The organism is Paenibacillus xylanexedens (assembly GCF_017874615.1).
In the GTDB taxonomy this organism is placed as follows: Bacteria; Bacillota; Bacilli; order Paenibacillales; family Paenibacillaceae; genus Paenibacillus; species Paenibacillus xylanexedens.
In genome coordinates, this window is record NZ_JAGIKV010000003.1 from 123,650 (window position 1) to 136,249 (window position 12,600).

The following is a 12,600-nucleotide window of genomic DNA, read 5'->3' on the forward strand; positions in this document are numbered from 1 at the left end:
GCATAAGGTACAATTCACCTAAGCAATCGGTGAGAATGATAATCATTATATGTGAAATGTTCTCACGGTTACATCAACAGATCACATAGGGGTGAAGGGTAACATGGTAGGTTTAGTTAAAGGTTTCAAAGGGTGGGCGATCACATTATTGCTCATGGGTCTGGTTATTTCAGGATGTAGTACAAATACCGCTACGAATGCGGAACAGACTCCTGCAACTGAAAGTGCAGCTTCTGGAGAAAATACTACTGAAACCGAGACAGAGCCTGCTACACGGGTTGTACAGGATGAATTTGGAGATGTGACGATTCCGGTTCAACCACAGCGGATTGCTGGAATATATGTGGAGGATTATCTGAAGGCGCTCGATATTACACCTGTAGTGCAGTGGTATCATCCTTTGTGGGGTGTACAGGATTATTTAGGACTGGATGTTCCGCAATTTGACACCACAGGGAGCATTGAAGCTTTGTTGGCATATGATCCGGATCTCATCATTGTAGATGGTGGAGTGGATATGGAGAAATATGAGATGTATTCCAAGGTGGCACCGACGTATCGCTTGCCTGAGAGCGTATTGCAGGATTCGAATCAAATTTTGAAAACCATTGCCGATGTTGTGGGTAAACCGGAAAAGGGTGAAGAAGTTGCTACGGCATTCGGAGCTAAGGTTGCAGATGCTAAGGCGAAGTTGCAGGAAGCGGTTGGAGACGAGACCGTCGCAGTTGTCCGGTTGAATGTTAACGATGATACACTGGCGTTGTTCGGTGTGAAGAATCGATTTACCGGATTTATTTATTCGGAGCTTGGTCTAACACCTCATCCTCTGGTTAGCAAGATGGAAGAATATCAGGAAATCTTGTCTGAGGAGGCCATCCCGCAACTTGATGCGGATCATCTTATTATTTTCCCTTCCAATGGAGAATGGTCATCCCCTGAGAACAAGGAAGCTTTGAAGGTACTTGACAGCAAGTTGTGGCAGTCGCTTCCAGCGGTTAAGAACAATCAGGTGTATATCATGGAAAGAGCACATTGGCAATCAGGTGCGATTACAGCAAATTCCATGAAAATTGATGATCTGTTGGAAAAAATGACTCCATAAGTGAATCAATTTCATAAGACCTTAATCCATTTTTAGTGAGTCATGAAATTGATTCGAGCATGATCCCATAAGAAAGTTCTTCAGCCAGGGTTGAAGAGCTTTCTTTTTTCGTATACACTATTTTAAATGATAATAATTCTCAGTTAGGACGATGAACATGTGCTACACGATAATACAACTCATTCCCAAGCCCTGGCTATGCACGCTTCTGCATATGGAATACGTAGATCACCATCAATCTCATATCGATAAACGTTTGTTATACAGAATGTCGTCTTCACACGCTATATTCGTTGTAACGTCTGGGAAAGGTTCAATAGTTTGCTCAGATCGGGAATCTCATCTGGAAAAAGGAATGATTATGTTTGTTCCATCGGGAACATCTATTAAGATAGAAGGCTCTCCTTGGACAGAAAGTGAATTGCAGTATTATAAGCTTGATCTTATGGTGGCTGAGTTGAAAGAAGAGACTTCAAACGCTTTGTTTAGAAGAAACACGGAGGAGCAGCAGGGACTTTCCCAAAGTCCAGATTCTCCGACATTATTACCGCTTATGCAACTCAGCTACAGTCCGTGGAGTTCTTGTCTGGAAGCCTTGGAACAAATACTGCGTCAACAGGTCACTGGCGATTGGCTGGAGCAATGGGAGGTACAGCTTCGTTTCCAGGAGTGGTTCCGTGCCTTGCTTCGCCAGAGTGCCCCCGAAACAGAAGTACCTGATGACCGTGCCCGTCTTCAAAGTTCAATTCGTTATATTGGCGACCACTACGATCAGACGATAACCGTGGATGAGCTCGCGGCAGATATTGGTCTTACCAGAGCTAGCTACACTCGGCAATTCAAAAGGATTACGGGCAAGCTCCCGCTTGAATATGTAAATGCGGTTCGGCTTGAACGCTCGAAGCAACTATTGCAGCTGACGGATGATCGCATCCATGAAATTGCACAGAATGTGGGATTTAGCAGCGAGTATTATTTTGGTCGCCGATTTAAGCAATACTCTGGTATTTCACCTGGGTTATACCGCCGTCATCACCGTCAAGAGGTTCGTGTCTTTGCTCCGTATCTGGAGGACTTTGTGTTGGCTCTTGGCGTAAAACCCGTACTGCAATGCTCGCATCATTCTTGGGGGAGACAGCATTATTTGGGATTGGATGATGTACCTGAATTTGATGTGAGCCAGATGGATGCACAGTTTAATCTGGGCAATGTACCTGATTTTATCATGCTGGACAAGGGATATGATCGATGGAATCTGGACCGCTTCGAGCAGGTAGCACCTACGTTTTACGTGGAACATCTGGGAGAAGATTGGCGCTCCATTTTGAGATCGACCGCCGATGTATTGGGAAAGGTGAATCGGGTTCAAGATGTAATTGGTGCGTATGAGGACAAGGCAATGGAAGCTAAGAGTCGGTTATCACGTTATATGCGTGGTCAGACGGTGGCATTTTTGCGTATATCCGCGTCTGATATTACTCTCTATGGGGATCAGCAGGGCTATGTCGGACCTGTAATTTATCAGGATCTTGGACTGACTCCGCACTCCCGTGTGCAGCAATGGACAAGACACGAGCGGAGGATTTTCATTGGATTGGACCAGTTAAGTCAGCTTCATGCGGATCACTTATTGATTACATTTGACACTGGAAATTCGACCAAACCTGGAGTTGAGCGCGAACTGCTCGATAGGGATGAATGGAAATGTCTGCCTGCGGTGAAGAACGGTAATGTGTATGAGGTGGATTTCATGAGTTGGATGAACTACGGTGTGATCTCTCATGGGAAGAAGATTGAGGATATATTGCGGTTTATGGCTTGATAATGAATGGTCTGTGAGATGTTTTTCGAAAAAAATCAAGAAAACCATATGACTTTCAAAGCTATCAAAATTTTGTGATGTAATTCACAGGCACTCTATGAATCTACTGGTATTATCCTTTTCGTTAATCTATAATCTGCTTGTTTAATAGACTAAATAAAGGAATTTTAATTAGATTGAGGAATATATTATAACAGATAGGATATAAACTAAAGGAGCAGATCAATGATAAAGGATAAAATTCCATTATGGTTCTGGTGTATCTCGATAGTAGTTGCCATTATGTTAGTATTCAACTTGTTTCAAGTAGATTCTCGTATTAACATGCTTGCACTAGGCATTCTAAATATTGCTAATGCCATTCGGATGTGGAAGAAATATCGAAACTCAGCAATTATGTTTTTGGTAATAGGTGTTCTTGGTACAGTTTTATTTTTCAAATATCAATTTCAATAATTATTTTGAAGCCTGATCGTCATTTATATGACGGTCTTTTTCGTTTCAGAGATTAGAACAATGAAGGCATCATAATGAGCGACAAATGACAAAAATATCTTGTGTGTGGAACAGTCGGAACAGATCGAGTGCCAGTAGATGGAGTGAAATTTCTGTTCGCCTACTGATCACGATTGATATTCGCTGTTGTTTTGATGCGGCGTTCGACGACGATGTATCTGTCAAAAACATTCACTAGCCGTGTGTGCTGAACGAAATCGATTACTACTGGGTATTGTTCAAGGTTGTCCGAACCTTTCAAGAAATTAGGGACACGCATATTATTCCCAAGATTGAGGATATACAGCGGTTTATGGCTTGATGGATGGGTTTTGAATAACAATCAGGTTGGATTCAACATCCGGAGAAAGGAAAATATTATAACATTCCATTTTAATGTATAATATAGGAAAATATAAACGAAGAAAGGAACTTCCTATGCGGAAAAAAATCTGGGCCATACTTTTAGTAATAGCTGTAATTGGGATGATTCCTGTTACAGCAATATCGACGACTACGGTTGCCGAATCGCATGAAATTTTGGGTGAAGATCTTCCTGAAAGCTTACGATATGATTCTAACCATCCAGATATAATTTATGTGAAGGATTGTGGGGTCTACGAGAAAGTTGATTCGAGTTTAGTAAATTACGGCGAAGAAGAAGTTGTGTTCGATGATGTACAAAAGGTAACAGATAAAACGAATGTAATTGTTGCTTATGATGCAACTTACATCAAAAAAGGTGAATGGGAATAGCTCATGCAATAGATTTATAATATGGAGCGCAAGGAGAGTTTTATTCTTCTTGGGCTTTTTCAATATCCAATAAAAATAAAATTCCAGAGTTTAGCTGAATTTTATAGATGAGCAAGTTTATGTTTAGACACATGAACATATATACACTAAAGTGAATTTGTACATAAACACTTTAGGAGGATTCATGTGAAGACAACATTGTTCAAGAAAGTCGGGTTATTGATTGGAGCATTAATTTTTACAATCGGTTTTGCATCTAATTCAGGGGTACATGCTGCGGTAGATTATAGCGGCGGGCTCATGGATAAGATGATAATGACACTTAGCGATACGGAAAACAAGGGGAGTAAATCTACATATGCATTAACAGATAATAATGAAGCAACAAGCGCGATTGATAGAAAAATGGAACACGCCATCATCAGCAGTGGATCATGCTGTTGGAATCTTTAATGGAACAGTTACAGCGAATGCAATCCGTGTAAAAGCAGATTATGATGTTTCCGTTGGATTATTTGATTCCACTGGAAAGGCGATTTTACCGACTTATTGGTACACAGTAAAAGCAAATCAGGCTGATGGAAGATTAATTTATCTTCCTACAACGTACAAAGGAATAGCAAAAGTTAACTTGTTTAATTACTCCAATACACGGACAGTCAGTGTATCCGAGTTTCAGCTGTATAATATTACACCTCCAGCTAATCCATTAGATCTCGAAGCATCTGCAGATGAATCATCCATTGGATTGGCATGGAATGAAGTAACAACAGCAACCAGTTATACGATTAAAAGATCAACTACAGCAAATGGGCCATATACAACAGTGGCAACTGGCGTAACCAAGGTCAATTATACAGATTCAGATGTAACTCCAGGTACGACCTATTATTACGTAGTTACTGGTGTTAATCCTGTTGGTGAAAGTGTTAACTCTAACGAAGCATCAGCCATTATTGAGAGCAACGGGCAGGTTGATCCGGAACCAGAGCAACCAACCACACCAGAACCAGAAGAACCTACAACTCCGGAACAACCAGAGGAACCTTCCACCAACCGTGCCATCTCTGTTGTCACCATGACAACGGGCTTGGAGAAAGAATTCGACCTAAGCATGAAAGAAGTAAATGATTTCATCGACTGGTATGAAGCCAAGCAAGCGGGAAGTGGCAAGGCATCGTATGCGATCAATAAACACGACAACAACAAAGGGCCATTTAAGAGTCGAAAGGATTATATCCTGTTTGATCGGGTGCTGGCATTTGAGGTAAGTGAATACTAAAAAATGTGAAGTTCCTTCAGCTTAGCTGAAGGGGCTTCTTTTTTGTTCACTACGATGAATTAGCGATCTGAATCCATTGACGTGTGTTGAGTGTGGCGACGAAGACCTAGCGTTACGAGTAGATAAATACAGGTTAGAACAGCAGATACAGCACTGCTGATCCAGATTCGTTCAAGCCCCGAAAAAGAGGAAAACAGCTGCAACAAAAATTGAACGATCCATCCCCCCAGTGTGATAAGAGGAAGTGCAATGCCGTGTGTACGCTTGTGAATTAAAGTCAGTAGCAGCATGGGACCAAGCATGCAAGCATGCAATGATCCGAACAAATACAGGATTTGAATCGGCGTCATCGACACGGAAAGGGAAATGATGGTTGCTATAAACATGGCCATGCAAATGATGATGTTTCGAGTGCGTTTTTCACCAGAGTTGGCAAGGTTGAATTGTTCCATACATAATTTCAGAACGGCTTGAAACCGGCTCATATAGGACACCGTGAACATCAAAATCAGACATATAATCAACATCCCAAACAAAACGGGTGAATGGGTTATGGACAATAGCGGATAGATCAGAGAAGGTATATTTGCCAGCCCACCAGAATGAATGGAGACCATCACGAGCAGTAGAAAAGCCATCAGCACGGTGGCATACATCATACCGGACATCATAAATGCTGGTACAATTTTGGATCGTTCGATGTGAAATAGACGCTGCCAAGTAGCTGGATCAGCGATAACCTGTCCCAGACCAACCAATACACCAGTTGCTATAAAAAGCAGGGCAGAATGGTTGTCGATCACAAGCATATAAGGATGATAAAGGCGAATTCCAGAGTAAACCGGGTCAACACCTTGCCGGATAAAATAAAACAAAGGAAACATGATGGCAACGCTGAAAGTCAGAATGACTTGGGGGATAGCCAATGCATAAAGTGTCTGTAATCCAATAAAACCTGCAAGCAAGGAGAAGATGACAATAAAAGCCGTTCGCCCAGCAACTTCGGGAAGATCAAATAATTGATGGAAGAAGAATCCAGCCACCATTCCTTGTAGGAGCACCGTTTCCAGAAGCAGTATCGCAAACATTCCTGTCATCAAACGAGCCCCTGAAGGTGTCAGTTTGGCTGTGAGCCATTGACTCAGCGTTATTGCGTCACCGGAGTGGCTTCTCACATATTTGCCCAGCCACCCAAATAACATCAGCGCGAGGGCTGTCGCGAGAGAGTACCCCAAAGTGCCGTACAAGCCATAACGCATCAATGCTTCAGGTGAATCTACAATGTTGAGCCCAGTGAGCCATCGTCCAAGCAACGCAATAGTTCCAAGTCCAATACCCAGTTTGACAGGGGCCGCCAAATTGTCGCGGAAATGATTGTAACGCATCTTAATTCCTCTTCTCACGGAACTTTTTGGGTGGCATCCCCACATGTTTATGGAATTGTGTGCAGAAGTAGTGCTGGCTGTTAAAGCCACATCGCTCAGCAACGTCAGCAATATTCAAATCTGAATGACGGTGAAGAAGCTGTTTGGCGTACTCCATTCGCAATTGATTCAGATATTCAGAGAAAGAGATGCCTACTTCTTCATGGAAGAGTCGGCTTAAATAGGTTGGATTCATGTGAACAGCTGAGGCGAGCCCGGAGAGATTGATTTTTCCTGAAAACTGTTTTTGCATAATCTGGAGTGCTTCCTGAATGACTTTGGACTGCACGGCTGGCGAGTCATTATGATCAAACTCATGCAGTACTTCGAGCAATTCCTGTTCAATGACGGGTTTGGTGATGTAATCCATAACTTTCAGCTTGATCGATTGACGAGCGTATTGAAAGGTGTGGTGTGCAGAGATCATGATAATATGAATTTCGGGGTGAAGACGGCGTAGGTCCTCGGCAACGAGCAGACCGGATTTACCAGGGAGATTGATATCGAGCAGGGCGAGTTGAATCTGTACTTCTTGTCCAATCGAATTGGCTTGTGTTCCATCGGCAGCTTTGTAGAGACGCCAGAAAGGAAATTGAGGCTGAATTAGAAATTCCAGCTGCTCCAGTTCCAGAGGCTCGTCATCAACCAGCAATACATTCATGATGAAGTCCCCCTATTTGTGATGTATCGTTCTCTGTTTCTAATGAGCTTTCAATATCTCTTCTTGGGTATAGGGCCAACGGACCTCAACGACAGCTCCTCCTTGTGTTCCAGCGGATAAGCTGAGCGAACTCTCCTCACCAAAAAAGATATGCAGTCGTTTTCTGATATTTTCCAGCCCATGTCCTTGAATCATTTCATCTGAGGATATTGGTTTGAGACCCACACCATTATCGATTACGGTTAGCAACACTTGCTTTTGACTTCGAAGACAACGGATGGTTAACTCGACAGGGCCCATTTTTGATTCAAGTCCATGTTTGAACGCATTTTCTACAATCGTTTGAAGCACAAAGGGAGGGATATAAGCATCAAGCACATTCTCATCGTAATCCGTTACAAGTCGCAAGCGTTCACCAAACCGCAGATGCTGAATCTCCAGATAATGACCGGTATAACGAATCTCTTCTTCCAGACGAATCATGGGCTCATCGGTATTGTACTTGAATTTGAGGAATTTGGAGAAAACCTCAAGTGCACCGACAACCTGTTCGGTACGACGTAGTCTGGCGAGACTGAGAATGACGTTGAGGGTGTTAAACATAAAGTGAGGCTGGATCTGTTGACTGAGCTGTACATACAGTGATTTTTGGAACTCTTTCTCCAACTCAATCTGCCTTGTTTGCATCCGAAGCAAGTCCAGTTGTTTCTCGAAAAAAAACAAAATTAATAGCGCAATCGCCCCCACGATGGGAGCGATAATGAATATTAGGACGATGAGAGTAAATTGATCAAGATTAATCATGATGGTCCTCCATGCTAGCATCGGGTGTATATTGAATCGGATAGAGCCATCCGTAAATCATAAAATTATTAAATTATGAAGTTGAAAGAGAAATGTATTGTCATCTTAATTTATTTTGGTAAGTGATTCAATAGAGGGAAAGCATTTTGTAAATGGTGCCCAAAAAGGATTCATGATTTTAGGAAATCAGATGGCAGGCAGCCTGATGTCCCTCATGAATGGTGCGCAGTTCGGGAACTTCAGAAGAGCAGCGATCAACTGCAAATGGACAACGTGTATGAAACCGGCATCCACTAGGTGGGTGGATGGGAGAAGGGATATCACCGGTTAACTGAACACGTTCTTTTGGCTGATTACGTTTCGTCGATGGAATGGAACTCAGCAGTGCGCGTGTATACGGATGTTGCGGGCGATCAAACAGCGATTTTTTATCAGCGATCTCGACGATTGTGCCCAAGTACATCACGATCACACGATCAGAGATGTGACGGACCACACCAAGATCATGGGAAATAAACAGGTAGGTCAGTTGATGTTGTTTCTGAAGTTTTTTGAGCAAATTAATAATCTGAGCCTGAATGGATACATCCAGTGCGGAGACGGCTTCGTCACAGATAATCAATCGGGGCTCCAGGGCAAGTGCTCGAGCGATACCAATCCGCTGGCGCTGCCCACCACTAAATTCATGAGGCAAACGATCGACATGCTCCGGACGCAAACCAACATTGTCCATCAGTTCACGGATGCGTTCATCCTGTTTGCCGCGAGGGACGACTTTCTGGATCTCCAGTGCTTCCTTCAAAATCTGCCGTACGGTCTGGCGTGGGTTTAAAGAGGCGAAGGGGTCTTGAAAAATAATCTGCATATCCTTGCGCATTCGCTTTAACTCAGCTTTATTTAACTCTAGAATGTTCTTACCTTGAAAATATATCTCTCCACTCGTTGGGTCATCGAGTCGTAGGATGGAACGGCCCGTCGTTGATTTGCCACAACCCGACTCCCCTACAATGCTGAGCGTTTCACCTGCATGAATCTGAAAGCTGATGTCATCCACAGCTTTGACATGGTGAACCACTCTGCCGAGCAAGCCTCCTCGAATCGGAAAGTATTGTTTCAAATGCCTGATATCAGCAAGAACATCAGAACTCGAAAGTGCCGAAGAATTCATGTCCGTTGCGGATAATTGGTGCTTCACATGGATGTTTGTCATATCACTTTACTCCCTTCCTGATTCGAGATGTGCGGTTGGCCGCTTGCATCAGAGCCACTCCAGTTTTCGTCATACATCCAACAGCGTACCGATTCTTCATCGGAATTCTTCAACAGCTCAGGCTGAGCCGTAGAACAGATATCTTTGCGGAAAGCACATCTGGGGGCGAATCGGCAACCTGAAGGTAGATCATAAGGACTCGGAACAGTTCCCGGGATGGCTAACAACTCATCCTGGTCTTCATCGATCCTTGGCAGTGACTGAAGCAGTCCCTGGGTGTAGGGATGTTTGGGGTTATCGAATATGGAATCCACAGAGGCGTATTCAACAATCTGTCCTGCATATAGAACAGCCACGCGGTCACAGGTTTCTGCGACAACACCCAGATCATGTGTGATCAGGATGATGGACATGCCCATACGCTGCTGGAGTTGCTTCATCAGATCAAGAATCTGAGATTGTACGGTTACATCGAGCGCTGTCGTGGGTTCGTCTGCGATTAACAGATCAGGTTGACAAGCCATAGCCATTGCAATCATGACGCGTTGACGCATGCCGCCACTAAGCCGGAAGGGTTCCTGATGCGCGCGTTCTTCAGGGGAGGGGATTCCTACCATGCGTAACAGTTCAACGGCCTTTGCCCAAGCTTCTTTCCGTCCCAGGTTCTCATGCAGCCTGAACACTTCAGCAACCTGTTCTCCGACTGTATAAACAGGATTCAGCGAGGTCATCGGCTCTTGAAAAATCATGGATATCTCTTTGCCACGAATACGCCGCATCTGTTCTTCAGACTTGGTCAACAGATCCTCATTCTTGAACAAAATCTGACCTCCAACCGTTCGTCCCGGCCGACTTAGAAGCTGCATGATAGAGAGAGATGTCATGCTTTTTCCACAACCGGATTCTCCAACCAGACCTAGTGTTTCTCCGCGATATATACTGAAATCAATGCCATCAACGGCTTTGCTAATTCCTTCGTCCGTAAAAAAGTATGTTTGCAGTCCTTGTACTTCCAGCAACTTCTCCTGTGTTACCATAGCCATGCGATTTCCTCCTCCTTAATCCATCTCAATCCTTTTGTTGAAGTACCGGTATAACAGATCCACACCCAGATTCACGAATACAAAAATGACAGAAGCAACAAGTACACCTCCTTGTACGACAGGTAGGTCCCTCATACGAATGGCATCAACGATCAATCGCCCCAGACCATTGATAGCAAATACGGATTCGACCAGAACCGTCCCACCAAGCAGTGTTCCAAATTGCAATCCGATGACCGTGATCACGGGAATAAGCGCGTTTTTGAGGGCGTGTTTGTACACAATGAGTCTATTTTTCAGACCCTTTGCCCGTGCGGTACGGATGTAGTCCTGATGAATGACATCCAGCATACTGGAACGGGTCATGCGGGCAACAATGGCTGCTCCCGAAGCACCAAGCGTGATAGCAGGTAAGATGACGTGTTCCAGGCTTCCCCAGCCGGTAACGGGCAATAGATGATATTTGACGGAGAAAAAAGAGATTAACATCATGCCCAGCCAGAAGCTGGGGAGTGAGATGCCCAGCAGGGCAACCAGCATGATCAGGCGATCCGCTGCACTATGTTGGCGGGTGGCGGATACAATTCCCGCTATCATACCGAGTACAATCGTGATGACAATACTCGCGAGTGCCAATTGAATGGTGGTGGGCAAGCGAAGCATAATTTCGTCCATTACCGGATGGTCTGAGCGATACGAGGTTCCCAGATCTCCGCGAAACACATCGAGTACATACTGGATGTATTGCAGCGGAAGAGGCCGATCAAGTCCCAGATCATGGCGGATGGCTTGTACCGTTTCTTCAGATGCTCCGTCTCCGGCGATGAGAACGGCAGGGTCTCCGGGGACCATCTGCATAATGAGAAAGACGACTAGAATGACGCCGAATATAACGGGAACGGTCTGAATAAGACGTCGCACAATGTAGGTCAGCATATATGATGTTCTCTTCCTTTCATGAGCAAAGTTATTTTAATTTGGGGTCAAGTGCATCCCGTAGACCATCACCAAACAGATTGAAGCCGATCACAAGTGTGGATATGGCGAGGCCGGGGAAAAGAGCCAGATATGGGGCACTGAACATGTAATCACGTCCACTGCTTAACAGGGCACCCCATTCTGCGGAAGGAGGCTGAGCACCCAGACCTAGAAAGGAAAGGCCTGCTGCGGACAGAATTGCAGTTGCGAGTCGCAACGTAATCTGCACGATAATAGGCGACATAATATTGGGCAATATGTGCACGAGAATGATTCGCAGATCACTTCCGCCAAGCGTGCGTATGGAATCAATGTATTCAAGCTTACGGACGGTCAGTGTTGAGCCTCTTACAATTCGTGCGAACATGGGAATGGAGAAGACACCGACAGCAATCATGACATTGATCAGGCTTGCTCCCAGTGCACTAACAATAGCCAAAGCGAGCAAAATACCCGGAAAGGCTAGAAGGATATCCATGATTCTCATAATAATGGCATCCAGCCAGCCACCGTAGTAACCAGCTACCAGTCCCAGAAACACGCCGAAGATTGCACCAATACTTACAGCAGCAACACCGATTAATAGAGATAATCGTGTTCCGTAGATGATGCGGCTAAGCAGGTCGCGACCTTTATCATCCGTACCCATCCAATGATCCCAGGAGGGGAGAAGTAATTTGTCAGGCAGATGAATGTTATAAGGATCGTATGGAGCAATCCATGGGGCAAAAAGAGCAACAATAATATAGAAGAGAACAATGAGGCCTCCGGCAGAGGCTAGTTTGTTTGCTGCCATACGGGTAAGAAACTTACGCAGTTGACCAGGTCTTATTACCGTGTGTGGAGCAGCAGGTGTGATCAAAGATTGATTCATAGGAGCCTCCTTTATCGCTTGATATGTTAATAAAACTAACACATAATAATGAAAAATAAAGGATTTTTACTCATGAAGTAAAAAAAACGAAAATTTAAGTAAATATCATGTAAATAAACATGACAATTAATCGCTAGAATGAAATTCAA

At 44.1% G+C, this 12,600-nt stretch carries 12 protein-coding genes; 5 read left to right on the forward strand and 7 right to left on the reverse strand.

All coding sequences use genetic code 11. From position 1 onward, the window contains the following. Positions 1–103 precede the first annotated feature (103 nt). From J2Z28_RS05055 to J2Z28_RS05075, 5 genes are all read left to right on the forward strand, one after another. Positions 104–1,102, forward strand: coding sequence for an ABC transporter substrate-binding protein (locus J2Z28_RS05055; RefSeq protein ID WP_017688912.1), 999 nt, complete (start codon positions 104–106; stop codon positions 1,100–1,102). Between the two features lie 355 nt (positions 1,103–1,457). Beyond that, a complete protein-coding gene (locus tag J2Z28_RS05060; RefSeq protein WP_017688911.1) occupies positions 1,458–2,924 on the forward strand; it encodes an AraC family transcriptional regulator in 1,467 nt (488 codons plus the stop codon). A gap of 933 nt (positions 2,925–3,857) precedes the next feature. Further along, the gene (locus tag J2Z28_RS05065) at positions 3,858–4,175 is read left to right on the forward strand and encodes a hypothetical protein (protein ID WP_211081453.1); all 318 of its coding nucleotides are present in this window, start codon (positions 3,858–3,860) and stop codon (positions 4,173–4,175) included. 186 nt (positions 4,176–4,361) lie between these two features. Next, entirely contained in the window at positions 4,362–4,628 is a 267-nt protein-coding gene (locus tag J2Z28_RS05070) for a hypothetical protein (protein ID WP_211081454.1), read from the forward strand. Further along, a complete protein-coding gene (locus J2Z28_RS05075) occupies positions 4,570–5,457 on the forward strand; it encodes a fibronectin type III domain-containing protein (protein ID WP_211081455.1) in 888 nt (295 codons plus the stop codon). The genes J2Z28_RS05070 and J2Z28_RS05075 overlap by 59 nt, the downstream gene beginning before the upstream one ends. A 59-nt stretch (positions 5,458–5,516) precedes the next feature. On the opposite strand, the gene J2Z28_RS05080 is transcribed toward J2Z28_RS05075, so the two are convergent. The 7 genes from J2Z28_RS05080 to J2Z28_RS05110 form a co-directional block, all read right to left on the reverse strand. After that, positions 5,517–6,842, reverse strand: a complete 1,326-nt coding sequence (locus tag J2Z28_RS05080; protein ID WP_211081456.1) for an SLC5/6 family protein — start codon at positions 6,840–6,842, stop codon at positions 5,517–5,519. Position 6,843: 1 nt separating this feature from the next. Beyond that, a complete protein-coding gene (locus J2Z28_RS05085; protein WP_211081457.1) occupies positions 6,844–7,542 on the reverse strand; it encodes a response regulator transcription factor in 699 nt (232 codons plus the stop codon). A gap of 39 nt (positions 7,543–7,581) precedes the next feature. Then, the gene (locus J2Z28_RS05090; protein ID WP_211081458.1) at positions 7,582–8,346 is read right to left on the reverse strand and encodes a sensor histidine kinase; all 765 of its coding nucleotides are present in this window, start codon (positions 8,344–8,346) and stop codon (positions 7,582–7,584) included. Positions 8,347–8,524: 178 nt separating this feature from the next. Beyond that, entirely contained in the window at positions 8,525–9,514 is a 990-nt protein-coding gene (locus J2Z28_RS05095) for an ABC transporter ATP-binding protein (protein ID WP_211081598.1), read from the reverse strand. A gap of 38 nt (positions 9,515–9,552) precedes the next feature. Beyond that, positions 9,553–10,593, reverse strand: coding sequence for an ABC transporter ATP-binding protein (locus tag J2Z28_RS05100; protein WP_211081599.1), 1,041 nt, complete (start codon positions 10,591–10,593; stop codon positions 9,553–9,555). A gap of 21 nt (positions 10,594–10,614) precedes the next feature. Next, positions 10,615–11,535, reverse strand: a complete 921-nt coding sequence (gene nikB, locus J2Z28_RS05105) for a nickel ABC transporter permease (RefSeq protein ID WP_211081459.1) — start codon at positions 11,533–11,535, stop codon at positions 10,615–10,617. Between the two features lie 31 nt (positions 11,536–11,566). Further along, on the reverse strand, positions 11,567–12,451 hold the full coding sequence (locus tag J2Z28_RS05110) for an ABC transporter permease (protein WP_211081460.1): 885 nt from the start codon (positions 12,449–12,451) through the stop codon (positions 11,567–11,569). Between the last annotated feature and the right edge of the window lie 149 nt (positions 12,452–12,600).